Consider the following 26,093-nt stretch of genomic DNA (forward strand, 5'->3'; position numbering starts at 1 on the left):
ACGATCCCGCGCTCCGGTGCTTGTGCGTCTATACTCGCTGCACGGGGGCTCGGCCCCCTTTCTTTGCAGAATGGACACACTATGAAAAAGATCTCCGCGGTTTTCTCGCTATTTACCATTCTCTCCGTCGCTACCTGGGCAGGTGCCGAGGAGTTTTCTGTCGGCGATATCCACGCCTCGCGAGGAACACTGGTGTCAGGTTTTCTTGAGATTCCCTCGGGCATTGATGAAGGCAGCAAGATACCGGTCACCATTGCTCATGGATCTAGCGAAGGGCCTGTGCTTGCACTACTTGCGGGTGTGCACGGCTATGAGTACCCACCCATCACCGCACTCCAGGCAATCCGATCCGAGATAGACCCCGGTGAATTACGGGGAACTGTAATCATGGTGCACGTCGCAAATATGCCCTCCTTCTTAGGACGAACGATTTACTACAGTCCTGTCGACGGGGAGAATCTGAATCGTATGTTCCCCGGTGACCCACAGGGCAGTCTTAGCCAGCGCATAGCTCACACGATCACGACTGAGGTAATCGATCAGGCCGACTATCTCATTGATCTTCACAGTGGTGACGGCAACGAAGCCCTGCGTCCCTATGTGTACATGCCGGTAACCGGGAACGAACCGTTTGATACACAGATCCGAGGAATGGCAGTCGCGTTCGGGCTTGACCACATAGTTATCGATACAGGTCCGCAAACTGCGACCGGCCCCTCTTTGTTCACCGACCAAACGGCCTTGGTGCGAGGGATACCCGCCATCACCACAGAAACGGGGCAGTCTGGCTCCAATGACCCTTACTGGTCCGGCCTGGCGCAACAAGGTGTATGGAATGTTCTCCGCCATTTGAGCATGATTCCAGGCGATGAAATCCCTAATCCGGGCATCACCTGGCTCAGTGACTATCAGGTAGTTAAGAGTCCGGAATCGGGAATCTTCAAGCCGCTCACTAAGGATGGTTACACCGTGACCGAAGGGGCCATTCTTGGCATCCTATTGGACTTCTTCGGAAATGAAGTTACCAAGATTCGGGCGCCGTTCTCGGGCATGGTGAACTACGTCATCAGTACCCCACCCGTAAGCAAAGGTGAGCCCGTCGCCATGCTCAGTAAAATTCAGGGATCCTGAGGACGCTGCGGATTAATGAGGCGGAACTCAAGTCTCCAGCACCCAGTGATACATACATTGTGAACATCAACAGGCAACTCTTTATGCGACATATGCGGCTCCCGCAGCGAACCTCATTACAGTACCTCGTATTCATTGCTTTACTTGGTTTTTACACACCGGGCAAAGCAACAGAGTTAGAACTCACGAGCGCCAACATCAGCGAGCTCAATGCAGCGATGGATGCAGGGGGATTAAGCTCTGAGCAGCTAACCCGTCTTTACCTCGACCGGATAGCGGCCTACGACCAACAGGGTCCGAGTCTGAACGCCGTCATGTTACTAAACCCCAATGCTCTGGAGCGTGCGCGAGAGCTTGATATTGAGAGGGAAACGCAAGGACGACGATCACCACTCCATGGCATTCCCGTGGTCATCAAAGACAATCTGGATACCGGTGATATGCCGACAACGGCGGGCTCCTTTATGCTGGCAGGAAGCCTGCCGCCGGACGATGCCTTTGTTGTTCAGAAACTTCGCGACGCTGGAGCAATCATTCTCGCCAAGTTGAATTTAAGTGAATTTGCATCCGGAGGCGCCATGAATTCTTTGGGGGGCGTCATTGCTAACCCTCATCACCTCGGCCGCACTCCATCAGGCTCCTCTGGCGGCACCGGCGCAGCAATCGCCGCGGGCTTTGCCAGTATGGGACTTGGCACGGACACTGGAGGCTCTGTGCGAGGGCCGTCCTCTGCCAATGGCATTGTAGGCCTAAAGACTACCCATGGCCTCCTGAGTCGCGATGGTGTTGTGCCGCTAGCATTGTCCTTTGACACCGTAGGGCCCATGACCCGAAACGTCACTGATCTTGCTCTCTCTCTCGGAGTGATGACAGGCGTCGACCCTGCAGATGATTCAACGACCAAAAGCGCAGGCAAGTCCCACACTGACTACAGCCAGTTCCTGGATCCTGACTCACTGAAGGGAGCGCGTATTGGCGTGGCGCGGGTGTTCATGGGCGTCGATGGCGAAGTTGATTGGTTAGTCGAATCTGCATTGCAATCCATGCGCGATGCGGGTGCTGAGATTGTCGATGTTGAGTTTCCTGATTGGCTTTTGGAGTCCCGGGGTAAATTCTACAGGGCGATTCGCTACCCTGAATTCAAAGCGCAAATTGCGGATTACCTGAACACGCTGGACGATGAATATCCAAAGGACCTGGAAGAGCTCATCAGTAGGGCAATGACGCTGAACGCGCGACGCCCGGATGGAGTCGGTCCAAACCCTAGTCGCTGGTCGCTTATGCAACTGGAGGTAGAAGCGTCGGGGCTGGATGGCTTTGAATACGAGGCAGTAAAAGCTCACGCGCTGCCATTGATCACCCAGACTATCGAGGGGCTCATTCGTAGCCAGTCCCTGGATGCGATTGTGTACCCCACGTCGAGCACTCCCGCTGAACTCATCGAGCGCCCCGCAGGGATCTCTGAGCCTGGCTCTGGGGGTTCGCCGGTGATTCTGGCCAATCTGTCGGGCCTGCCAGATCTCATTCTGCCTATCGGCTTCACCGGTAGAGGTATGCCCATCACCCTGTCGTTCATGGGAACAGCGTTTGGAGAACCTAGACTCATCGGGCTTGGCTACGCCCTCGAACAACGATTACAGGCGATTCGAACACCAGCACTCACACCGCCCCTTGCGGGCGGAACAATTCGCTACGAATAACGGAGAAGCAACCGGGTTTTTCCTGACACCCGGTCACCATCAACTCAAGGCACGGGAACACTCCATCGCCATGCGCTGTCTATATCGTGTAAATGACCTATAGCGGCGCGGAAAGCACCTCGATGTTCTCCTTCGCCACCATCGCGTTGATTTTCGGCAACGCCTCACTTAACAGTGATTCCAAAGCGGCAAGTTCGTTGTCGATCTGCTCGGAAACCACTTTCTTATAGGCCACAGCCTCATCGGTGGGACGATAATCGCCCGCAGAAGCGTGAGTCCCCAGGTAGGCAAGACGATTGTTTAACTTGATGCCAAAGTTAAGGGGATCCTGATAGGCCTCATTGCGAGTCTCGTGGATATTATTCTCGATAACAGTCATGGCGTCATCCAGCGAAGCCACAGCGCTAAGAATAGACTCCACGGCGGCGCTGTCTCCCTCGAGCTTGCCCTGCAGGTATTTAAGATCAGTCCGTAATGTACGGATGTCGAGCACAGCCTGATTCGCCTGAGAGAGTTTATCTCGCACATCAATCAAGAAATCGAACTGCGCCTGAAGGTCCGCTGTGGAACTAAGCACCCTTGGATCCTTAAGAATCTCAAACTCACGATCCATGCTTTGGCCATTAAGCGTCAACCTGGCCGTGTAGCTGCCGGGAACCGCCTTCGGTCCCTTTGTATTTGCGGAGTAGAGAATCAGCCCATCAAAGGACACTGCATCGGGATAGCGCATATCCCAAACAAACAGATTCGCACCTTCCTTGGCATCCAGCTTCTGCGCCTTGTCTTCATCGCTCGCATCCGTGGAGAAGCGTTTGATGACTGAGCCATCACTCTCCATAAATTCCAGACTTACAACGTCAGACTCACCTGGAGCGTCGTCAAGGTAGAAGTACAGCATCACCCCTGCTGGATGGTTTTCACCCTCAAGCAGAGGGTCACGCTTACCGCGCCCCCCCTGATGGATTCGATAACTGGGCTTCGGCTCAAAGAGATACATGGATGCATCGGCAACGTCGTCGTTAAGCTGATGCAATGGCGAGAGATCATCGATGATCCAGAAGCTTCGGCCCTGAGTCGCGACGATGAGGTTTCGATCGCGTACCTGCAGATCGGTTATAGGCACTTCTGGGAGGTTAAGCTGGAAGGGCTGCCATGCTTTACCGTCATCGAAGGACATATACATACCGTACTCCGTACCTGCATAAAGCAGACCCTCGCGATCGGGATCCGCGCGCAGCACGCGGGTAAAGTGCAATGGCTCGATACCCTTGGTGATCTTGGTCCAGCTCTTGCCGTAGTTACTGGTCTTGTAAAGGTAAGGAGCAAAATCCCCCGATTTGTACATGGTGCCGGCAATGTAGGCGCCTCCCGCCTGCGTCGGGTGGATATCAATCGAATTCCACATGATCATCTTTGGCGCTTTGGGCGGCGTCACATCAGCCCAACTCTCGCCGCCGTCGCGAGTAACATGAATGAGTCCATCGTCAGACCCCGTCCAGAGAACACCCTCTTCATAGGGGCTCTCATTGGCGGTGAGAATATTCGCGTAAAACTCTACACCGGTATTGTCTTGGGTAATTGGCCCACCCGATGAAACCAGCGTCTCGGGAATGGCGCGGGTAAGATCCGGGCTTATCGCCTGCCAGCTCTGCCCCTCATTGGTAGAAACATGCACGCGATGCGAAAACGCATAAAGCTTGTCGGAGTCGTGATGGGAGAAGAACGTAGGGAAGTTCCAGTTAAAGCGGTATTTCATCACTTCAACACCGGAGCCTGCAGGATTTAGCGGCCAGGGGTTGATGGCCCGCTGCTGATTATTCCTGTGGTTACCACGGTACATATAGCCCTTGTACGTACCCCCGTAGACGATGTCGTTATCATCGGGATCGACCGCGTGATAGGCGCTTTCGCCCCCCGTAGTCTCCTCCCAGTCATCCTCCGTAATCGCGACACCGTCGGTCCGATGAGGAATACGCACGGAACTGTTGTCCTGTTGGGCGCCGTAAATACGGTAGGGAAAATGATCATCCGTCGCGATGCGATAGAACTGCGCGGTGGGTTGGTTGTAGTAGGTCGTCCAGCTGTCGCCAGCATCTGTGGAGATTTGAGCACCGCCGTCGTCGGCGATAATCATACGATCGTTATCGTAAGGATCAATCCATAGATCGTGATGATCACCATGGGGCGCACGGCGCAGAGCAAAGGTCTTACCACCATCGGTCGACGTCGCGTAGGAGACGTTCATCACGTACACCTTATTCTCGTCTTGGCTGTCCGCAATGATTCGGCTGTAGTACCAAGCCCGGGAGCGGAGAGCACGATCGCTGTTCACTTTTTCCCAGCTCTCGCCCGCATCGTCCGAGCGAAAAACGCCACCGTCCTCAGCTTCGATAATCGCCCATACTCGATCAGTATTCACTGGAGATACGGTTACGCCAATTATGCCCCGCGGTGCTGCGGGCATGTTCGGCAAGTCCGTGAGCTTCTTCCAAGTTTTTCCGGAGTCGCTGCTCTTCCACAAATCCGAGCCGGGACCGCCGCTGGATAGACTGTAGGGAGTACGGTGAACGTTCCAGGTGCTTGCGTAGAGGATACGTGGATTACCCGGATCAAAGCTTAAGTCAACGGCGCCCGAGTCTTCGTTGACGAACAGTATGCGCTCCCAGGTTTCACCACCATCATTGCTCTTGTAGACGCCTCGCTGATCACTGGACTGCCATAGATCTCCCATAGCAGCGACATAAACGATATCAGGGTTCGTAGGATGAACCCGCACCCGACCGATGTGACGCGTGTCTTTCAGGCCAAGGAAAGTCCAGTTTTTACCTGCGTCCGTGGACTTCCATACGCCAAAGTTTGACGACACGTTGCCGCGAATGGTTTTCTCCCCAAGCCCGACATAGATCACATTGGGGTCTGACTCCGACACAGCCACAGAACCCACTGAACCACCAAAGAAGCCATCAGAGATGTTCTCCCAGGTATTACCTCCGTCACCGGTTTTCCAGACACCGCCTCCTACGGAGCCAAAATAGTAGGTGTCCCGGTCGCCGGGCACACCCACAACCGTACCTGATCGCCCGCCCCGATAGGGCCCCACCAAGCGGTACTCCATGGCATCAAAGAGTGCCGTGTCATAGGCGTCAGCGGCGAGACTCTGAATTGACAGCAGTGCGATGAAAGGAAGTAAAACGGCCAAGAGGATCTTCTGAGTTATCTTCACAATGGATTACCACTCGTGTCTTTGTTTTAAAAAGTAGCGATACCGTATTGCAAACACGGAAGGAGCACAAACCTTTGCAAACCTGGTAGCGTTATTGGAGAATTCGCTGACACGTCCGCAGCTGAGAGCGCCTGTTAGCGGATAAGATGAAAGGACTCCTGACGACCCAGCGCCCACTCCCAACCATCCTCAGTCAGCACCGCGTCTTCTTCCATAGAGAACTTCACCGGCTGATTACCCCATTCGGGCACAGGCTTCACGACGTTGAGCTCCACCGAATGCCAGGTGTTGGCGCGAAACTCGAGATCACCGCGCACGGGCACTCCATCCTGATAATCGGTCATACCTAGTGGAACACCAGCCGCGTGGCCGTGATATCCGATGGAGTGCCAGTAGATAGTGGCATCCAATCGCTCTTTCTTAGCTTTAGCGATAGAGGCCGCCAGGGCGTCATTGCCGCTACGGCCAACCCGGGATTCTTCTCGCGTAATGTCCTGAAGACGCATCGCCGCTTCAAGTCCTGCCTGCAAACCCGCAGGGGGCTCGACCTCCCCTGCACGAAGAACATAGGCATTGTGCTGAGTGTCGGTGGCAAAACCCAAATACATGATTCCAAAGTCGGTCCAGAGCATGTCGCCTCGCTGGATAACCTCGTCGCCGCTGAAGCGCCCTTCACGACCCTCTCTTTGAATACCTACCGATGGATGAAACCATCCACCGAGGCCGTATTCGGCAACGGTTTGACGCATCCACCAGCGAACGTCATTCGCGGTGGTAACGCCGGGTACAATAACCTCATTGGAAAATGCTCTGCCTATTACCGAGTGAGCTACCCGCATGATGTGATGGTAGGCATCAGTTTCTTCCGGGAGTCGCGTCTCTAACCAACCCACCACCAGCATCTCCGCACTGACAATACGGTCGGTGTAGCCCTCAAGAGCCTCAAAGAGCGAATCGCGCTGCACCGCTGTCAAACCATCCGCGTGATTCCAGCGCTCAGACATGTTGATACCGATCTTGCGAGGATTTCGCTCCTCTACCAAGGCACGAAGGCCTTCAAACTGCTTTTCATTGTGGGTCGGCACCACTGTATAAAGGTTTTGATAATTGAATCGGCCTACAGAGAGTGTTTCTACGCCTAGCTCTTCTCCCCTGTCGTGAAAGACCAGAATCGTACGGCGCCGGGAAGAGTAGGTCTCGAAGGGTGCAAGAGAGCGGAAAACAGGATCATCGTTGTACTCCCGGGATATGACAATCCACATATCGATGCCTTCGCGGCGCATCACCTGTGGGAGCACCGTCTCAAAACGTTTCTCCAGCCAACCACGCACAAGAGGGGCTTGTTCTCTATGACTGAGAACCCGCTCCTCAGGAACAAATGATGATTGCATGGGCGCCACGTAAGCGCCTTCAGTGTTCTCTGCCCCTTGAGTGTTTAGAGACATCCCAAACAGTATGAGCGCGGCAAAGCATAGACAGGCTGTTAACGAGTAGCTTCGGAAAACGGCTTGCGACTGAGACTCCTTCTTGAAATCAGCGGCGTCAAGGTGAGGCGCGGAAAACGTTAAACCCATGGTTAACTATCCTTTTTTTACTATTAGGTACAGCCGTCTATCCTAGTGCCTGCTGGCTTTGGTATCCACAAACTACCTTCAAAAGTAGATGCCTATCAATCCAGTCAATCCATCCGAATTTCCCATGCTTCCGCCTGCAGTCCGTCCGCCTAATTTCACAAACGTCTTCGTGGTGATTTCTCGAACAAGCTCATTTTTTTGCAGATCGTGAAGCCTTATCAAAAACCGTATCGCCATAGACAATTTGCGCCGATAAATTCGTCTTCCTAAGGTCTACTAAGGATCGCCCTTAGCGCATCAGCAACGCGATCACTCTCAAGGTGATACAGGTGACCACTAAAACCCAGATCTTCAAACTCACTCACGTCGACAACATCGACCCCTGGAGCCAGAAAATCATCTGCCTGCCCAAGGCGTTCACCAAAGTTCAGGGTTTGCGAGAGCAACAGAAGCCGGTCAGACTCCGACACGAGCAAGGCGATATTTTTCACCCGCTGCCGCAGTTTAGGCAGTGCCGCAACAAACGCTTCTTTATCAATGTCCGCCGCCACGAGAATCAATTTGCTAAATTGCTGGTTATCAACCGAGGCCGGAATTCCCCCAAGCACTAGTCGAGAGCCCATGCTATGGGCAACGATATTGATGTTCTGGTAGCCAAACTGCCTGCCAAGTTCTTCGAGAGTTCCAAGTATCGCGGGCATACTCTCCGCTAAGCGGCGCTCGTCCCGTCGGTAGGTAACCCCGGCACGGCTTGCTGGCCAGCTAAGCAACAGCACCCTACCCACAAAACCGGTTCGATAAGCAACTACCGCGGCATCACGGCAAGCACGTCTTAAGTCAGTGTTGTACCCATGGATGTAGATGAGAATGTCATGGGATGCTTGGGCATCCAGCCCCCTCAATGCGTCACTGATCGAGAGGGCACTGACAGCGTCATTGGACGCTTCCAGTTCCCCTGTGGTTTTCAAAGCAACATCACATAGGCCTCCTGACACACTGGCAACATCATTCGTGTATTCAGGCTCGCCGCCGCCCCCCGCATCCAGGGCGCGCGTGGTTAGAAAGGGAACCGTGAGTTTCAGAGACAGCTGTTCGGGTGCAAGCGAGCAAGAGGAGATACCCTGAAGGAAAACACAGCTCACTAACCCCAAGGCAGGAACCCGCAGCGAAGCAGTCGCGCTAAGGAGGCGAAGATAGTGCCGGAACCGGCTCCGAAGCTTAGAATGAATGAGGAGAGACAGAAAAAGCTCCATGAATGACGGTGCCTTGGGTTCAAAGCCAAGTACCTTGGAAAACCGAGCTAGGATACTAGGACTAGTCGAATTAACGAATAAGAATGCCAAGACTCGATAAACATCTCAGCAAGGCCACCGACCTTCCGAAAGCAAAGTTACGGCGAGCTTTGGCTCAAGGTCGCGTCACGGTCGACGGTGTGCAAGCGCGCGATGGCGCCCAAGTCATCAACAAATTCCATAAAGTCCAAGTAGATGGCGAGACCACACAGGACAATACGCCTCGCTACCTGATGCTGCACAAGCCGCCGGCGGTGGTCTGTGCTACGCAAGACTATCAGCACAAAACCGTCATCGACCTGTTGAATCAACCCTGGAAAAGTCAACTGCACATCGTCGGACGACTGGATTACAACTCCACAGGCCTCGTGCTCTTAAGTAACGACGGACAGTGGTCCCGGCAACTGTCGTCTCCTAAAACTTCTCTAACAAAGCGTTACTTGGTGACAACGGAAAAACCCATAGGCACAGACTGTATCGCTGCTTTCAAGGCGGGATTTTTCTTTGCTTACGAGGGTCTTACGACACGCCCCGCAGGGCTCAAGATACTTACAGAGTGCACGGCGGAAGTAGAATTAACGGAAGGCCGCTACCATCAGATCAAGCGTATGTTTGGTCGCTTCGACAACAAGGTACTGAGTATTCACCGTTTTGCCGTGGGTCCCTATGAACTGGGTACGCTTCGCGAGGGAGAATCCGTCGAAGTATCGAGAGGCCCTCTCTAGACACCGTCAACACACCCTCGACACACGCTCGAGACCCGCGACACCATCACATCAGAAAGCTTGCGACGCTCGAAAGCTTAGCAGCTGATCCGTGAGCCAGTCTTTGGATAAATGGTTACCGGTATCTGCACATTGGATGTAGTAAGGCTTGCCTGTCCAGGAACTTTCGCTCGCCAACCGCTCAATAAACTGCTCTGCGCTTCCCGCATAACGTTTGCCACGACGATACTTAAGCCTCAGATGATCTGCAGCGTCCTCAGACGAGTGCTCATCGCCGTTGCGAACAAAGACACAACCGCTCTTTTCCACACTTGCTATGAGAAAGTTTATCTCCTGATCTACGACATCAGCGGTATCCGCTGTAGAAAACACACCGGATAGCAGAAGCACCAATGCCACAAAAACGCGACCGCGCAGCAACTTAAGCAAGATCATGATTCAGGGTCCAGCGTAACGATTTGCTTCGGGTTAAGTTTAAGAGAAACCACCATTGGGTTGTGGTCAGACGAAGACACCTCAAAAACCTGAGCCTCCACAATATCTAAACCTCGAACATACATATGATCAAGAGGTCTGCCAAAAACTCTTTGTCGATAGTCATTTTCAAAGACTACGGGCCGCAAACCCAGCCTTTCTACAATGTCGGACAGTACGTTTTGGCGCCCCTGACGCCAGGTATTGAAATCACCGGATAGCAGCACCGCCCCATGAAAACCTTCAAGCGCCTCGGAAACAGCATCAAGCTGCATGCGGTAGCTCAACAAACCAAAGCTGAAGTTCAGCGCATGCATGTTAACGACAACCAAGCTGAAGTCGCTGTTATTCACTGCGTATTCCGTAATGTTGGTCGACTTCGGTGTACCCAACCACGGCTCTACCGCACTAAGCCTACAGCGAGAGACCGGCCTCACATCGCTAAAGGTAACAACCCCGGTAATATCATCACCCTTAACATATCCCGGGGAAAACGCCGCGAAGGGCGCCTGTTGGAGCTGATCTGGCAGCTGCATACTCAGTGCTGCTTCCTGAAGAAGCACCAGGTTTTTACCCCGCGAAAACCGCTGCAGATCCTCTTGCCACTTCGCCTCTTCACCCTTTTTGATATTCCAGTTCAGAATACTGAGACTTGCTCCTACAAGCTCGGCACCCCCAGCAAACTGATTCGCCCCTAGAGACGCCCGACACTCAGCGGCTGTCTTAAGCGGAGCTAAAGGTATGCCCTGAAACTCATCAAAGTTGTTGGCCGTTTCCAGAAGACCCAATTGGGAACCCGCGCAGGACAGCAGTAGTCCGACGCCCAAAAGAACGGCAATTGACTTCCGAGTGCTCACGGTGGATTTACCGACATATCTGGTACCAAAGCCTTGGAGAAAATTCTTACCTGGATCAAAAAGAAAACAGTGATCTATCGCAGGTCAGAACACGTTAAACCTCATTATAACCTTCCAGATTCTAGTACGACTTATGGGCATGGACGTAGCTCAGCAACAGCGTGCCATGTACTATTCATACGCAATTCGAATCTGCAACTATAAAGTCACCGCAATAAAAGGCAGCTCATCATGTCAGTGATTCAGTCGCTCACTAACCGGGCCGTATTCCAAAGCCTGAGAAGTACCACGCTGGCAATCACGGGCTCAGCTTGCACCATTGGTGGTTTAGTTGCGGACGTCCTCCAGCCCGTCGCCCCTTTTGCTTCCTATTTGTTTGTCATCGCCGCTCTTGCGTTTGTCATTCTTCTGTTCATCTACTGGAGAGGCAAAGAAGAACTTCTCGGCGCCGTCGCGTTTGCGGGTGTCGCCGCAGGCGTCTTTGGCCTCATTGTTTTGTTTCAATCCTCAGAAGAGGCAGAAGAGAACGGGTTCGTAGCCAGCGCTTTTCCGGGCGTTGCCGAGTTGCAGGCGAGTCTGGGGATTATCGATAAGAAGCTCGATGACATTTCTGAGGACACCCAAAGCCTTCGAGAGAGCGCAGATCGTATTGAAGATAATCAAGCCCAGGTCATACGGACTCTTGAAGAAATGCGCGCAAGTTTTGCCAGTGGCGGATTGATAGATTCGCCGCGCTCGCCTGAAGATCACTACCACAACGCTCGACTGCAGGAACTGGGCGGCGACTACTCGGCTGCGAGACGCTCCTACATCAGCTACTTCGCCAGTGACCTGCCATTACTGGACCCCCATCTGCGTTTTTTGGCGTTTCTCAAAGTTCAAGAAGGCACGGCAGGCGCGCGCGAGACCTATATGACCCTCATGGCCAGCAAAACCGAGGGGATTCCCGCTTATGTCCGATTACTACTTCTGGACGCCAGTCAGCGGGTCCCCCGTCTAGAAGCCTATGCAGCGGAGAACCCTGATTTTGCACCGACGTTCTATCATCTGAGCGAAGAAGTATCGGAGCGAAGACTTGGATTTCAGACTCTTGCCAACAAGCGTGCTGAAAGAGACTATCTCGCTGCTTTTCAGTCCGCCGACGAAGCCGGAGGCCTCTTAAAGCACATGATCGACCAATCCCTCGTGGAGGAATGGCGTAACGATGCGAGTATGCGGCTTACGACCCTGAACAGTAATAGTGGGGGTGCTCTCAACAATCCCGTATCCATCAGCTTCGGTGTGAACAACTCCGGATACACCGCAACGCTGGCAATAGCTGAGCCGGCCGTGGAGGTTTTGTGGAATTTGAAAGACGGCGAGCCCCGAAGCACCGGGGAAAGCGGCGCGCTAAATCCTCAAACAGGCAAACCCGTCCCACAAATGTTCTTTAACCTTCCTGCAAATCAACGAGATACGACAATCGAAATTCGCTATCGCGACAGAAATGGAGCCCTCCAAGGGGCCTATAATTTCGAATTCAAAGGGCAGCAGGAAAGCAAAGACGCGAATCAACGTATCCTCGAATCAACGACTACAAGCTGGGTAAGCTTTAGAGATTACGACGGAAAGCGGCTCCTCTACTTCACCCACCTTATGAGCTATCGCGGCAGTATCAAAACTATCCAGTACGGCTTGAATAGCAATAATCCGACCAAGCGGTTCCGATTCCCCGCCTGGCGAAAGGCGGGAATGGCGCCTATCGATGCTAAAACACCGATGTACACATCAGTCCCCCGAAGCACTCGTTACGTCACTGTCCAACTGACTTATAAGGACGGCAGCAAATCTGCGATACAACGTTTTGATTACTCAGGTTAAGCCTAGCGCCATAAGTTATGGTTTTGATCAGCATAGTTTCGTTAACCGTGTTTTCGTTAACCATAGTTTCGTTAACCATAGTTTCGTTAACTGTGCTTTCATTAACGACGTCCTCGCAAACGATAGTCGCGTGAGCTAAAGGGAGTCTAGTGTTTGTCTAAGGAGAGCCAGAGTTTGCGCGCGCGCCTGCGCCCAAGAGTTATTGGGAGCGGAACACTTTCTGCGCGCATATGCCAATCATTCATTCAAATACTGATTGTCCTTTCCATCATCGCGTTCACCGTAGAAACGCTGCCAGACCTCTCGTCTACTGCGCGAAGCACACTACGCAACTTCGAAGTGTTTGTTATTTCCGTCTTTACACTTGAGTACCTTCTGCGCTTTTGGCTCAGTGAAAAACGCGTGGAGTTTGTCTTCAGCTTTTATGGCATTACGGACCTGTTGGTGATTCTCCCTTTCTATCTGCAACTCGGTCTGGATCTTCGCAGCCTTAGAATCCTTTGGCTCTTTCGCCTATTCAGGCTCTTTAAACTCGTACGCTACGTCGATGCCGCAAAACGTATTGGCGATGCCTTTCGACTGGTTCGTGTTGATCTAGCGGTGTTCGGTATGGGGGCGCTTTTTGTCTTCTACCTTGCGGCGGTGGGCATCTACTTCTTCGAGCGCGACGCTCAACCGGACACTTTCGCGTCGGTAATCCATTCGTTTTGGTGGGCTCTAGCGACTCTCACGACAGTAGGTTATGGCGATGTGTATCCCGTCACCATGGGAGGAAAGATCTTCACTTTCTTTACCCTGATGATTGGGCTGGGCGTGTTCGCGGTACCGACCGGCCTGATTACCATGGCCATTGTGAGCACCCGTGAAGCTACGCTTAAGGATGACGCCTCCTAAGACCAAAAAAACACAGCCGAAGCTAGAAGTATTGGCCGACTCTTTACTCTAATGCCGTGGAAGCAAGCGCTATGAATCTCAGTATCTCTCCAACGATCGCCCGACTGTTTGCTGGTCTAATTCTTCTGACCACGAGTTTCGTTGCTACGGGCTCTGATCTGGACTCTCTCATAGAGCAGCTCCAGAGCAAGGACATAACGGTAGAAACCGTTGCAGCCTTGGTTGAGTTAGACAATCCGAAACTGAAGATGGGATACGGACTCTGTGAAGCTGCGGGGCAGTCGCTATGCAAGCCGGACGGATCTCTCGGCTATGGCCTTTGCGAAGTAGCCGACGGAACACTGTGCAAGAAAAATGGCAGCCTGGGCTACGGTCTGTGCATGCTTGGGGGTGGCAAGGGGTGCGTGGAAAGGGGCAGCTTGGGTTACGGCTTATGTGAACTGGCAGGCGAGAAAAACTGTAAACCTTAATCCTTGCCTGCCACCTAGATCAGAACAACTGCTATTTACGGTAATCGAGCGCGGGCGCTCGGTCACCCAGCAATGCCGAATAACGAAACTCCGGGCCAGTGCGATCATCAAACTCGCTTTTGGCTTTTTTAAGCATCTCGGGCTGCGTATAAAGGTCCATGGCGCTGAGAGCCAAGGTTTTGGCCGCAACCATCATGCCTTTATATCCGATCGCCGTGCCCCCCGCTGCCACTGCCTGCCAGCTATGTGCGGGCGTTCCGGGTACCCAGGTAGCTGCTCGCATCGCCGCCATAGGGACATTCCAACTTACATCACCTGTATCCGCAGACGCCTTACCTTTTGTGAACACCATAGGCTGCACCTCGCCGGCTGATTCAATGGCTGGGAGCTGCCCCGGCAATGTCTCCTGAATCTCTCGGGCAAAGGCAAGGTCATCCTCGCTGTACTCAACGCCACCGACCATCGAGAGGTTTGAATGCAGCACTCCAGCCAGCGTCTCGTTTGGCAGACGAGGATAGGTTCCGCCAATGATCTCGTACTCCATTTCGGTTTCCGTGCCTATCGCTGCGCCCTCGGCCGTTCTGACCACGCGATCCCAAACCGAGCGGACCTCATCCACGTCTTCATGACGAATCACGTAATAGACCTCAGCGGTTTTGGGCACGATGTTAGGCGCATTACCACCATCAGTAATGACATAGTGAATCCTAGTGGGCTCAGTTGTGTGCTCACGTAACATATTGACCATGTCGTTCATCGCCTCGACACCATCAAGAGCTGAACGTCCACGCTCGGGCGCGGCGGCGGCATGAGAAGAACGACCACTAAAACGGAACTTGCCTGAGATAGTGGCGAGGTTAGTGCCGGGGTTTGCTGTGTTGGCATCGCCCGCGTGCCAGCTGATAACCGCATCGACATCATTAAACAAGCCGGCACGCACCATGTAGACCTTCCCCGAACCGCCTTCTTCCGCTGGCGTGCCGTAGTAGCGAATAGTACCTGGGGTGCCGGAATCGACCAGCCAGTTCTTCACGGCAATCGCTGCCGCCAAAGAGGCGGTACCAAAGAGGTGGTGGCCACAAGCCTGTCCGGGAGCACCATCCAGAAAGGGTTCTTCATAAGGAACCGCCGCTTGGGACATACCTGGCAGCGCGTCGTACTCCCCCAAGATCCCAATAATAGGACCGCTATTTCCATAGGTCGCAGTAAACGCCGTTGGCATCCCCGCAACACCTTTCTCTACTGAAAAGCCCTCTTCCTCGAGAGCGCTCTGCAAAAGGCGCGTACTCTCTACTTCGAGGTAACCTAATTCGGGACTCGACCAGAGTGTTTCGGCGATGGATTGATAGCGGTCATAGTTACTGTTAAGACTCGATACCACGTCAGTTTTGTCTGTCTGGGCAGATGACAGCGATGAAAAAACCAGTAAAGCGACCGAGCCGAGGCTCTGCGAGAGGCGAATGACACGCATAGTTACTATCCGATAGCTAGTTCACGAGCAGAGAAGAGTGCACTCTGACGGCGATCACAGCAAGGCCTGCCTGCACACGGGCACTGGGTTCACCCGCCGGTGGTTATCGCCACTTGGTGTCGCTGCAAGTCAGAGTTAACCCCAATTGAGCCTGAACAACGATACTGGATTGGTGAAGTACCAGTAAGTTTAATGCTGATTGCTTACGCCTTTTCCGCTGAAATAGTGACACCGAGTGTATGGGCCGCATCGGCTTGCAGGCGAACAACATCCTCGCCCATGTTCCCTGTTTCCACGCAGACCATGCGCCGGTAGCCCCCATCTTCAAAGTCATCCATCCTCGATGACTTAGCTATCCACGGATTCCACACTACCGTCGAATCGCTACCTTGTTTTTGCAAACGGATCGAACGCCCTCGCAAAGCGTCATCGATGAATTCGTCACCGGCCGTTTGCTGATAAATACGGTCCAACTCAGCATCAAATCGAACATCTCCCGCCTGAGTCAACCGTCGATTGCTTTGAAGAGCATCGATGTATTCGACTCCGTCCAAGCCCCGCACAGCGGTTCCTGCGATGTCTCCGACATCGAAGTAGGAGTGCAAGGCTGCCGTCAGATCGACCACTTCTTCCGACCGGTTCACCATGGTCAGCTCAAGAGACAAGGCCTTTCCCACAGACACCCTTAGCTGCAGCTCGAAGGCATGAGGCCACAGAGATCGACTGGCTATATCGTCCTCCAGGCACAACATAACTTCGGTAGATCCACTGTGATCTTGCTTTACAGATGTGAGCTGCCAAAAGCAGTTTCGTGCAAAACCATGAGACGGCATCGCAGTATCAGGATGAGTTCCGAACCACGGCCAGCATATCGGTATGCCCCCACGCACCGACTTCCCCTCGGCATAGACTGCCGTCTTACTCACCCAAAGCAGATCTTCTTCACCGTTAGGCTGAAAGCTCAGAACCTGAGCCCCATGCACAGCAATGCTCGCTGATGCATGAGAGTTTGAAATCTGAACGATGGGGTAGTTCGGCGCAACATCGGCGATCGAAACGAAATCAGGGATCGCAAACTTCTCGTTAAGCGAGTTAGAATCCACTAGAGACTCTGCCTAAAGCGGTAGCTTTCGAGGTTTCGCATGACCGCGCTATGACTGCGCTTTGATTGCGACGTTAACTCTACTTTGGCACCCGGGTTGCCTGCCAGGTACTTGCCCGCCATTCTCCAGCGCTGCGCTCGAACACTCCAGTATTGAGGTAGTAATCAACGGCCCCCTCTGGAGATGTTGCGACCAGTCGGAAAGTCACAATAGCGATTTCCTCCGCAAGAATCCGAATGTCCACTTGATCCGACGTATAAACAGCAGACTCCTCATCGGGTGCAGCCGCCTCGCCCATGCCATCCAGGATCGTTGCCTTGCCGTATCGAGCGCCGCTGGAGCTTGTGTAGACAAGATCCTCAGACCAAAACCGCTCATGCATAGCAGCGTCATTCACGGACGCACCCGCGAGGAATTCGTCAAGAAGTGCCTGTAGCTCAGCGCGGTCGTCGGCAAAGACAGACGCGCTGTTCAGAAGCAGCAGAACTGCGAGGTGCAAACCCAGTTGTTTCAACATCAATGTTTCCTCGCCGAACTTCGGCTTAAGTGAAAACAAGATACTGCGACAGAAGATTCAAGCTCGCAACTTATTCCTAAAGGTCTGCTGCGATTTAGGCAGTGCGTCGGTTACCGTTGCTTGCTCGACTGCGAGCGCCACCGCCACTGCCACGCCGTGCCTGCTGCCCTCCCGCACCGGGACGACCATTGCCCTGAGAGCGACCACGGCCAGAACCATTTCCGCGGCCGCTATTACGTCCGCTGTTTTGCCGGCCACCACGGCCATTCTGTATGGGCTCAGCTTTGATCGTGGGATCAATATCAAACCCGGGGAGATTGACCTTTTCGATCGCAGACCCCAGCAGCTTTTCGATGTCTCTAAGAAGCTTCAGTTCATCTACACAAACCAACGATACAGCGTGGCCTTCTTGACCCGCTCTGGCAGTACGACCAATCCGATGGATGTAGTCCTCAGCAACGTTCGGCAACTCAAAGTTAACAACATGCGGCAATTTGTCGATGTCGATGCCACGTGCGGCAATATCCGTCGCGACCAACGCCCTCACAGTACCAGACTTAAACTCTGCGAGGGCACGCGTGCGAGCGCCTTGCGATTTATTGCCGTGGATCGCGGCAGAAGTGATGCCGTCTTTACTCAACTGCTCTGCAAGTTTATTCGCGCCATGCTTTGTCCGCGTAAAGATAAGCACCTGCTGCCAGTTGCCCTCACCAATTTGCTGCGACAGCAACTCGCGCTTACGCCCCTTATCAACGGGGTACACCAACTGACTCACCAGTTCCGTCGCTGTGTTCTGCGGTGTAACCTGAATCTGCTCCGGGCTATCCAGAAACTCTGAGGAGAGCTTCTTGATCTCATTGGAGAACGTCGCCGAGAACAGTAGTGTTTGTCGTTTTTTGGGAATCACTTTCATGACACGTCGGATATCGTGAATGAACCCCATATCCAGCATGCGATCGGCTTCGTCCAAAACGAGTATTTCAATCTTGGATAGGTCGATGCTTCGTTGCTGAACATGATCGAGCAGGCGGCCCGGCGTCGCGACGACAACATCGACACCCTTAATCAATTTTTGCTTCTGAGGGTTGATACTCACACCTCCGAAGATCTCCGCCGATCTGAAATTCAGAAAGCGACCATAATCTCTCACACTTTCATGCACCTGAGCCGCAAGCTCTCGTGTCGGAGTCAGCACCAGAGCTTTAGGAAAGCTTTTTTGCTTGTCCTGATATTTTTCCTGCAAACGTTGCAGCATGGGCAGCGTGAAACCTGCTGTTTTACCAGTGCCTGTTTGAGCGCCGGCTAGAAGGTCACTACCTTTCAGTACCAGAGGTATGGCTTGCTCTTGTATGGGAGTCGCTTCGTCGTAGCCTTGTTTTTCTACGGCGCGCAGCAATTCGACCGAGAGGCCGAGATCTTTAAATAACACGTAATGTATTCCTGATGTTGTAATGCAAATCATCTGACCAACCTGCCCAAAAAACCCTTATCAACAAAAGGTTCCAGTGGCAGTGGCTCGGTCCAGACTATGATTTCTTAAGATACTAGCGAGCACAGAGTGTGCTGGCTTAGTTGTGGCGCAGACCGAAGTACGCCTCGAAGGCGCGCACAGTAACAGAGCTGGCAGCAAAAGAAAGCAAAGAATTGCGTTTCTTAGCTAGGCAATGCGAATTCCATCACGCTCCAACGTGATAACGCGTCGCTTGTACAGAGCACCGATCGCCTGCTTAAACACTTTTTTACTGACGCCAAACATGGCGTAAATCTCCCGCGGCGGACTTTTATCAGTAAGCGCAAGGAACCCGTCGTTTTCCTGCAGACGGTCCAGGATCTTGGCGGAAATGCCATCCATCTTGGTTTTACTGAAACCGGGCTGATTTAAGGAAAGGTCTATTCTGCCGTCATTGCGGATGCGCTGAACAAAGGCATCCAACACCTGCCCTTTTCGAACACGCTGATACAGCTCATTGCTATAGAGGAGTCCCCAGCATTCGTGATTAATTATCGCTTTGTAGCCCAACTCTGTACGTTCCGCGATCATTACACTGACTCGCTGCCCCTGCTTTAGGTCGGGAGTGGTATCGTCAATCCAGTGATCAATACGCGTAGACCCTGCCAATCGTCCTTGGTTGTCCACATAGACCTTGACCAGGGTGTGCGCCCCTTTTTTTAAAGGATGTTGCTGCTCTGCGAAAGGGACAAAGAGATCTCGCGGTAAACCCCAATCCACAAAGGCGCCCAGATCATTCACCTCGACAACCTCAAGCCAGGCAACCTCCCCCAGCTGTGCTGCAGGAGTAAGGGTAGTGATCGCTGGATGGCCGCTGGTATCAAGATAAGCAAAGACCTGGAGAACATCCCCAACAGCCAGTGAATCGGGGCACTGCCTCCGCTCAAGAGGCAGCCGCCCCCAGTCCTCACCGTCCAGGATGGCGCTGTGCGTTCCGAGTTCCAAAACGTCTAAGGAGTGAAATCGTCCGATTTCGCGCTGCATGTTTCCGTCCGTACTCAATACCTGTGCGCGCTATCCTAGTCCATCAGGGGCGTTAGGTCGCCTGAAGGACGCCAAGGGAGCGGCTGGATAGGCTGGTTTAGGACCCGTTAGCCGACTGGAACTCCCCAACCGCCTTGAGCAATTGCCGGATCGTAATTTGTCCAATAAGGCGGCCGTCCTCGACTACTGGTCGACGCCGCTTGTTCTGGCGAAGCATATCCTGCGCAACATCAACGATGTCTTCGTCAGGATGCGCTACTAAAAGATTCTCAGCGGTCATATATTCCCGCACGGTACCGAAGCCGCCGTTGTTGTATACCGAACTCAGCACCGCGCGAAGGCAGTCCATTTCCGACAGCACCCCCACCAAACGGTGGTCATCCTCTATTACACAAACACCCGAGATTCGATTGTCGCTAATGGTCATCATCGCTTCGTAAACGCTGGCATCCGGCTTCACTGTAACGGGATGAATAACCATGTAATCACGCAAACTTACTGACTTCAGCATATTTTTCCTCCAGACGCCGATGCACCTATCGCAAAGAAAGACCGCAGATTTTTGCTGTTTGAAGATGCAGCAAACTCCTCCGGGTTCATAGCCAAACCCTCGCATTGCATTCATCCACGCCTAAACGCAAAACACAAGAGCGGCTTGTTTATGTGATTTTAAGAACGCGCGGGATAGAATCCGCGAAAAAACCGTCCACGCCCATACGCGTGGGCAGGTTAGCTAAGGCTGCCTACGCGTCGCTAAGGCATTCAGGACGGGAATTATTCCCAAGGTCTTTGCTCGACCGGAGCCCCTTAGTCCATTAGTGTGCGCGGCATTCCAAGCTTTCGAATTTTCCAACGCTAGGCCTCTTTCAAGAGCGCAGGGCGTTTTGTGTCAGGACCAGTCAATTGATCTCTACCGCCAACATCACAATGCAGTTCGCCGCTAAGCCCCTTTTTGAGGATATATCCGTCAAATTTGGTGATGGCAACCGTTACGGTCTCATCGGCGCAAACGGCTGCGGCAAGTCAACGCTCATGAAAATCCTCGACGGGAGCCTTACACCTACCTCGGGAAATGTATCGATCTCTCCCAACGAACGTGTGGGCAAGCTAAACCAGGATCAATTTGCCTACGAAGAATTCACCGTTGTGGACACTGTCATGATGGGCCACGAAGAGCTCTGGGCCGTGAAGCAGGAGCGCGACGAAATTTATGCCAATCCTGACATGTCAGAAGAAGATGGCATGCGCGTCGCTGACCTGGAAGTTCTGTTTGCAGAAATGGATGGCTACTCCGCAGAGAGTCGAGCGGGTGAAATCCTGACCGGTGCTGGCATTGCTCAGGAACTGCACCATGGACTCATGAGCGAAGTAGCACCGGGGTGGAAGCTGCGCGTGCTGTTGGCCCAGGCTCTTTTCTCCGATCCGGACATTCTCCTTCTGGACGAGCCCACCAATAACCTTGATATCGACACGATTCGCTGGCTTGAGACGGTGCTCAACCAAAGCAAATCGACCATGATCATCGTCTCTCACGACAGGCACTTCCTAAATGCGGTTTGCACACATATGGCGGACATCGACTACGGTGAACTACGTGTGTATCCAGGCAACTATGACGATTTCATGACTGCCTCCACCGCGGTGCGCGAACGCCTGCAGTCACAAAACGCCAAGAAGAGCGCAGAGATCGCCGACCTGAAACAATTCGTATCACGTTTTTCGGCGAACGCCTCCAAGGCAAAGCAGGCCACTTCTCGGGCCAAACGCATTGAGAAAATCAAACTGGACGACATTAAGCCGTCCAGTCGGGTTAGTCCTTACATTCGCTTTAAGCAAGACAAAAAGCTCCATCGTCAGGCGGTTGTCCTTGAGGAATTGGGGCACGGCTTTGACGAAGGCCCATTGTTTGACAAAGGTAGTCTGATTCTCGAAGCGGGTGCACGGCTTGCGGTCATCGGTGAGAACGGTGCCGGGAAAACAACGCTTCTACGCTGCCTTATGGGTCAGATCGAAGCCAACGCGGGAAGTATCAAGTGGGCAGAAAGCGCGACTCTAGGATATTGCCCTCAAAACACCAACGATGAGTTCGACTCAGACCTCAACCTCTTTGACTGGATGAGTCAGTGGCGAAAGCCAAGCCACGATGACCAAATCGTGCGCGCGACACTGGGAAGACTACTGTTCTCGTCGGACGACTTCTTGAAAAAAGCGAAGGTGTGCTCCGGAGGCGAGAAAAACCGCTTACTGTTCGGCAAACTTATGATGATGGACACCAACGTGTTACTGCTGGATGAGCCCACTAACCACTTGGATATGGAGTCCATCGAATCGCTAAACCTGGCGCTCGAGCACTATAACGGCACACTAATCTTCGTAAGCCACGACCGGGAGTTTGTCTCATCGTTGGCTACGCGCATTCTCGACATTAGAAACGGCGAGCTGGTCGATTTCCAGGGCACCTACGATGAATACCTGGCTCATCAGGAAGCCCTGGGTAACGTCGCCTTGGCTTCCTAGGAACCGCCCTTTAGCCGTGAGCAGCTGCGAGTAGCCAAGAAAAGCCGCGGAAACGCTGGTTTTTTTGAGGGGGCTAAGAATCACCCTCCCAACTAAACGATGGATATTCCGGAAGCACCAATTCGGTGTCGGGCGCTTCTTGCGCCTGCTGGTGCAGGGAAAGAATGTCTTTTTGCAAAGTCGATCTGTAGCGCCAAACCTCTCGCCATTCCTGCAAAAACTCCTTCCTAGCCGTGCCGGTTCTATCCTCGGCCTGCATACCAGGCACTAGATGCTCGTAAGCGTTTTGTAGCCTATCTGACTGAGTTTGCTCAAACGACAAAACCACAGATGCCTGAGCATCCGGCAAGGGCACGTACTGTGGCGAGGGATTCGCAGCATAAATCTCAAAGTATTCCAGATACCTCTCCAAAGGCACTGAGTCGGCTGCGCCCCATATACTCATATCGTCTCGGTTAATAAGTCGCTCGGTTTCAGCGTTAATAATCATCACCGTAGGCGTAGCGAAATAGTGCGCCTGGTTAAAGCGGCGGCTTATCTCCCGTAGATCTTTGAAGTATCCAACGTCAACGAAGACCGTTTCGTAGTTCGCGGCCAGTAACTCGGCAACTCGAGAATCGGAGAACTTTTCGACGAGCCCCCGACTGTCATGACACCACTGCGCGCCCATAACGACCAACAAGAGCTTATCCTGCGCCCTTGCGCGCTCAAGGCCCTGCTGCACATCGGCCATAGGGTCTTCAGACGCAACATAGGCTGAGACCTCCGAGCTTGAGTTATCGCTAGCCCAGGTGCTGGCAGTCAGCATTGAGAACAGCACGCCAAAGACTGTAAAAAAAACACTCAACTTTACTCGTAGCATCATTATTCCTTAGGCGCTTCGCAGTGCACGAACAGCAGCGTAGCAGAGCAAATACACAATCAACAAAGCCCCGACAAATGCCATCCCAAAGCCCAGTGCACCCCACAAATTGCTCGCTCCAAGGGGGTTGTCACCAAAGCTCAAAGCTCGACTGCCAGCAGCATTCCCACCCCAGTAAAAAACGGTATTCGCCCAGCCAATATAGATAAAGCCCCACGCGGTGACACTTCGCATCTTGTCACTCAGGGGTATTAATGGAAGCGCCCAAGCCAGCGCAAGAATCAAGAGACCGTTTGTTAAACCGCCGGAGTGAGCACGAGCCCAACCCTCAGCAGTACCGTAATAGGGCATGGCTACTATTTTGCCGGGATACAGCTCCAGCCCACCGATCAAGCCAAAGCCCAGCATGAATCCCGCAAACATACTCATCACGATCACCAGAAAGGCGTTTCCGATCATTAACTTTTGAAGTCGTTCCATTATTTTTATTCCTCCGATCCATGGCACTTGCCGAGCATCTGTTTATTTGCGACTGTTCAGTCACAATAATGACATAGAGAGTTTGAGATGAAAGCACGCTGCACGGATTACTTAGTTGTGGGTGCCGGCGCGATGGGCATGGCTTTTACGGATGTACTCATGCAGGAGTCAGATGTAACTATCACCATTGTTGATCGCTATCATCAGCCCGGTGGTCACTGGAATCTAGCTTATCCTTATGTCCGCTTGCATCAGCCCTCAAGCTTTTACGGCGTCAACTCCCGGCCTCTTGGTTCGAATCGCATTGATACTACGGGAAACAATAAAGGGCTCTACGAACTAGCGAGTAAGGCTGAGGTTTGCGCATACTATGATGATCTCATGCGTGAGTTTGTCAGCTCCGGCAGAGTGCAGTACTTCCCAATGAGCGAGTATCAGGGTGAGGGGAAAATCCAATCGATGACATCGGAGCAGTGTCATAACGTGGACGCCGCCACCATCGTTGATGCGACCTTTATGAACGTGAAAGTGCCGTCAATGGCAGCGCCCTCCTACGATATTGAAGACGGCGTCACCTGCGTTCCTCCCAATGCTCTCGCGAGCCTCCGAGGCGACTTTAAGAATTACACGGTAATTGGCGCTGGAAAAACAAGCTTCGATGCCTGTCTGTTTCTTTTGGACAATGGCGTCTCCGCGAATTCAATCCGCTGGATAAAACCCCGCGAGTCCTGGCTGTGGGATCGAGCCTATGCGCAGTCAGAGGACCTTTTCGAAAGCTCGATTCAGCAGCTTTCGATTCTGCAAACCAAATCTGTCGCTGAATCTGAGTCAGCAGAAGACTTCTTTGTCCGCGCCGAAGCAGCGGGAGTAGTGTTGCGCATCGACGAGGATGTTAAGCCCACAATGTTCCGCTGCGCTACGGTGACAAAAACCGAGATTGAAAAACTTCGTTTGATCGAGAACGTGGTCCGCTTAGGTCGGGTTCAGAGTATCTCGACACAGAGCACCCGGTTGGACGAGGGATCTGTCGATAACGACCCAGACACGCTCTTTGTCGACTGCACTGCCGACGGACTGGAGCGCCGCCCTCCGGAGCCTGTCTTTGCCGACTCCAAAATTACTTTGCAGTCCGTGAGAACCTGCCAGCAAGTGTTTAGCGCCGCTTTTATTGCTCACGTGGAGCTTACTGAACAGGATCAGGCCCGTAAAAACGTATTGTGCGCTCCCGTCCCGCACCCGGATACGGATACGGACTATTTCCGCAATATGTTGGCCGACCTTGTTAATGGATTAGCATGGCAGGAAGACCTCTCGCTCATGGAGTGGATGAAGAATGCTCGTCTCGATGGATTCACATCTCCGCGAACTAGCGCAGAAGCCGATGCGGCGTTCATGGAGGATCTACAAGAACAGGGAATGATCGCCGCAGAGAAACTCATGGGTTATCTGAGTTGAAGCACTTTCTACGACAACCCTACGACAACCCTACGACAACCCTGCAACAACCCTGCGACAACTCTTCAGCAATGCCGCCACAAACCGAGCACTATCCATACCCAGCGGCCACCGGCGGGACTGAGCTTTTACGGAACAGTTCGAGAGACACGTTAACGGTCACTGACATCCTGTCTACTGCCGCAGCGCGCTCTTTGCCTTCTGAGGACGCCCGAAAAAAGTGTGGCGTCATTAGCAGCAGGTCAGCCATTTGAGTCTTGTCGAGACTCACTGTCTCAAAGTTGATCTGTGATTGCGCCTGTAGAGAAAACCCCGGCGGTGCTGACTGCGATAGCTCGCGATCCTTAAGCGATGGATAGATAAGGCGCCGAAGCTCTATCAAATGATCGCGCCCCGCCCGTACGCGCAGTAAGAGCCCTGAGGGCTTCAGTATGCGCGAAAAGGAATTAAAGTCAGGAAAACCGAACATATCGATGACGACATCGGTAGACGAATCTCCCAAGGGGATACTGCGATTGCTGGCAACAAGCCAGGCCGCCGCAAAGCGCCGCGCGGCCACCTGTACCGCCCACTTCGAGATATCGAAGCCCACCATAGCCACATCCGAAACACCTGCTTCAGCTATACGACCACGCAGATGTTCCAGGTAATAACCCTCGCCGCATCCTGCATCGACAATGAGTGTGCCCGTATCTATAGCCGGCAGGAGCATGTCAGCGACACTGCCCGCTACGGCCTGATAATGGCCATCTTCCAAAAATCGGTGTCGAGCAGCCACCATCTCATGGCTGTCACCGGGATCTTTAGACCGCTTATCCTTAGCCGAGAGAAGGTTGGCATAGCCTTGTTTGGCAATGTCGTAGCTGTGGCGGCTGGCGCAGCGAAGCACCCCGTCCTGCCATTCCATCGGCAAGCCGTCCAGAGGACATCGCAAGGCAGCGTTAAATTCAAACGGCATAAATATCGAGTTTGCGGTAGCGGTAAAAAGAAAACT

General features: G+C 53.1%; 22 protein-coding genes. 8 read left to right on the forward strand and 14 right to left on the reverse strand.

Translation table 11 applies throughout. The annotated features are described in order from the left end of the window. Positions 1 to 81 precede the first annotated feature (81 nt). The gene (locus AB8B76_RS00820; RefSeq protein ID WP_405268858.1) at positions 82 to 1,131 is read left to right on the forward strand and encodes a succinylglutamate desuccinylase/aspartoacylase family protein; all 1,050 of its coding nucleotides are present in this window, start codon (positions 82 to 84) and stop codon (positions 1,129 to 1,131) included. Between the two features lie 83 nt (positions 1,132 to 1,214). Continuing rightward, positions 1,215 to 2,831, forward strand: a complete 1,617-nt coding sequence (locus AB8B76_RS00825) for an amidase family protein (protein WP_405268861.1) — start codon at positions 1,215 to 1,217, stop codon at positions 2,829 to 2,831. Positions 2,832 to 2,928: 97 nt separating this feature from the next. Here AB8B76_RS00825 and AB8B76_RS00830 read toward each other — a convergent pair whose 3' ends face one another. The 3 genes from AB8B76_RS00830 to AB8B76_RS00840 all read right to left on the reverse strand — a co-directional run bounded on the left by AB8B76_RS00830 (position 2,929) and on the right by AB8B76_RS00840 (position 8,881). After that, positions 2,929 to 6,054: a glycosyl hydrolase gene (locus AB8B76_RS00830; protein ID WP_405268864.1), complete on the reverse strand. Its 3,126-nt coding sequence runs from the start codon at positions 6,052 to 6,054 to the stop codon at positions 2,929 to 2,931. Between the two features lie 134 nt (positions 6,055 to 6,188). Continuing rightward, on the reverse strand, positions 6,189 to 7,628 hold the full coding sequence (locus tag AB8B76_RS00835; protein ID WP_405268867.1) for a M24 family metallopeptidase: 1,440 nt from the start codon (positions 7,626 to 7,628) through the stop codon (positions 6,189 to 6,191). Between the two features lie 266 nt (positions 7,629 to 7,894). Beyond that, positions 7,895 to 8,881 carry an alpha/beta hydrolase gene (locus AB8B76_RS00840; protein ID WP_405268870.1) on the reverse strand — a complete coding sequence of 329 codons (987 nt, stop codon included), beginning with the start codon at positions 8,879 to 8,881 and terminating at the stop codon, positions 7,895 to 7,897. A gap of 83 nt (positions 8,882 to 8,964) precedes the next feature. Between AB8B76_RS00840 and AB8B76_RS00845 the strand changes: the two genes are divergently transcribed. Continuing rightward, on the forward strand, positions 8,965 to 9,645 hold the full coding sequence (locus AB8B76_RS00845) for a pseudouridine synthase (RefSeq protein ID WP_405268873.1): 681 nt from the start codon (positions 8,965 to 8,967) through the stop codon (positions 9,643 to 9,645). 51 nt (positions 9,646 to 9,696) lie between these two features. Here the strand turns inward: AB8B76_RS00845 and AB8B76_RS00850 are convergent, their stop codons facing one another. Together AB8B76_RS00850 and AB8B76_RS00855 are read right to left on the reverse strand one after the other, a co-directional pair. Beyond that, on the reverse strand, positions 9,697 to 10,080 hold the full coding sequence (locus AB8B76_RS00850; RefSeq protein WP_405268875.1) for a DUF5329 domain-containing protein: 384 nt from the start codon (positions 10,078 to 10,080) through the stop codon (positions 9,697 to 9,699). Continuing rightward, a complete protein-coding gene (locus AB8B76_RS00855; protein ID WP_405268878.1) occupies positions 10,077 to 10,976 on the reverse strand; it encodes an endonuclease/exonuclease/phosphatase family protein in 900 nt (299 codons plus the stop codon). The genes AB8B76_RS00850 and AB8B76_RS00855 overlap by 4 nt, the downstream gene beginning before the upstream one ends. 231 nt (positions 10,977 to 11,207) lie before the next feature. Here AB8B76_RS00855 and AB8B76_RS00860 point away from each other — a divergent pair, with 231 nt between their 5' ends. From AB8B76_RS00860 to AB8B76_RS00870, 3 genes are all read left to right on the forward strand, one after another. Continuing rightward, positions 11,208 to 12,836: a hypothetical protein gene (locus tag AB8B76_RS00860; RefSeq protein ID WP_405268881.1), complete on the forward strand. Its 1,629-nt coding sequence runs from the start codon at positions 11,208 to 11,210 to the stop codon at positions 12,834 to 12,836. 153 nt (positions 12,837 to 12,989) lie between these two features. Next, complete coding sequence (locus tag AB8B76_RS00865) at positions 12,990 to 13,730, forward strand: ion transporter (RefSeq protein ID WP_405268884.1); 741 nt, start codon at positions 12,990 to 12,992, stop codon at positions 13,728 to 13,730. A gap of 71 nt (positions 13,731 to 13,801) precedes the next feature. Next, positions 13,802 to 14,200 carry a hypothetical protein gene (locus AB8B76_RS00870; RefSeq protein WP_405268887.1) on the forward strand — a complete coding sequence of 133 codons (399 nt, stop codon included), beginning with the start codon at positions 13,802 to 13,804 and terminating at the stop codon, positions 14,198 to 14,200. A 31-nt stretch (positions 14,201 to 14,231) separates the two neighbouring features. On the opposite strand, the gene AB8B76_RS00875 is transcribed toward AB8B76_RS00870, so the two are convergent. From AB8B76_RS00875 to AB8B76_RS00900, 6 genes are all read right to left on the reverse strand, one after another. Next, the gene (locus AB8B76_RS00875; protein ID WP_405268890.1) at positions 14,232 to 15,671 is read right to left on the reverse strand and encodes an amidohydrolase; all 1,440 of its coding nucleotides are present in this window, start codon (positions 15,669 to 15,671) and stop codon (positions 14,232 to 14,234) included. A gap of 203 nt (positions 15,672 to 15,874) precedes the next feature. Beyond that, positions 15,875 to 16,774, reverse strand: coding sequence for a D-hexose-6-phosphate mutarotase (locus tag AB8B76_RS00880; protein WP_405268893.1), 900 nt, complete (start codon positions 16,772 to 16,774; stop codon positions 15,875 to 15,877). A gap of 79 nt (positions 16,775 to 16,853) precedes the next feature. Further along, positions 16,854 to 17,291, reverse strand: a complete 438-nt coding sequence (locus AB8B76_RS00885; RefSeq protein ID WP_405268896.1) for a nuclear transport factor 2 family protein — start codon at positions 17,289 to 17,291, stop codon at positions 16,854 to 16,856. 94 nt (positions 17,292 to 17,385) lie between these two features. Then, complete coding sequence (locus AB8B76_RS00890; protein ID WP_405268898.1) at positions 17,386 to 18,720, reverse strand: DEAD/DEAH box helicase; 1,335 nt, start codon at positions 18,718 to 18,720, stop codon at positions 17,386 to 17,388. A 228-nt stretch (positions 18,721 to 18,948) separates the two neighbouring features. Then, positions 18,949 to 19,785: a S1 RNA-binding domain-containing protein gene (locus AB8B76_RS00895; RefSeq protein ID WP_405268899.1), complete on the reverse strand. Its 837-nt coding sequence runs from the start codon at positions 19,783 to 19,785 to the stop codon at positions 18,949 to 18,951. A gap of 97 nt (positions 19,786 to 19,882) precedes the next feature. Continuing rightward, entirely contained in the window at positions 19,883 to 20,296 is a 414-nt protein-coding gene (locus AB8B76_RS00900) for a CBS domain-containing protein (protein ID WP_405268902.1), read from the reverse strand. A gap of 392 nt (positions 20,297 to 20,688) precedes the next feature. Between AB8B76_RS00900 and AB8B76_RS00905 the strand changes: the two genes are divergently transcribed. Continuing rightward, a complete protein-coding gene (locus AB8B76_RS00905; protein WP_405268905.1) occupies positions 20,689 to 22,302 on the forward strand; it encodes an ABC-F family ATPase in 1,614 nt (537 codons plus the stop codon). Positions 22,303 to 22,375: 73 nt separating this feature from the next. On the opposite strand, the gene AB8B76_RS00910 is transcribed toward AB8B76_RS00905, so the two are convergent. After that, a complete protein-coding gene (locus tag AB8B76_RS00910) occupies positions 22,376 to 23,149 on the reverse strand; it encodes a thioredoxin family protein (RefSeq protein WP_405268908.1) in 774 nt (257 codons plus the stop codon). Positions 23,150 to 23,173: 24 nt separating this feature from the next. Next, a complete protein-coding gene (locus AB8B76_RS00915; RefSeq protein ID WP_405268911.1) occupies positions 23,174 to 23,644 on the reverse strand; it encodes an isomerase in 471 nt (156 codons plus the stop codon). Between the two features lie 87 nt (positions 23,645 to 23,731). Here AB8B76_RS00915 and AB8B76_RS00920 point away from each other — a divergent pair, with 87 nt between their 5' ends. Continuing rightward, positions 23,732 to 25,099, forward strand: a complete 1,368-nt coding sequence (locus AB8B76_RS00920) for an NAD(P)/FAD-dependent oxidoreductase (protein WP_405268914.1) — start codon at positions 23,732 to 23,734, stop codon at positions 25,097 to 25,099. A gap of 91 nt (positions 25,100 to 25,190) precedes the next feature. Here AB8B76_RS00920 and AB8B76_RS00925 read toward each other — a convergent pair. Continuing rightward, positions 25,191 to 26,093: putative RNA methyltransferase (locus tag AB8B76_RS00925; RefSeq protein WP_405268917.1), on the reverse strand; the 903-nt coding region annotated here is incomplete at its 5' end.

Origin of the sequence: Congregibacter sp. (genome assembly GCF_045107095.1) — a bacterium.
Taxonomy (GTDB): Bacteria; Pseudomonadota; Gammaproteobacteria; order Pseudomonadales; family Halieaceae; genus Congregibacter.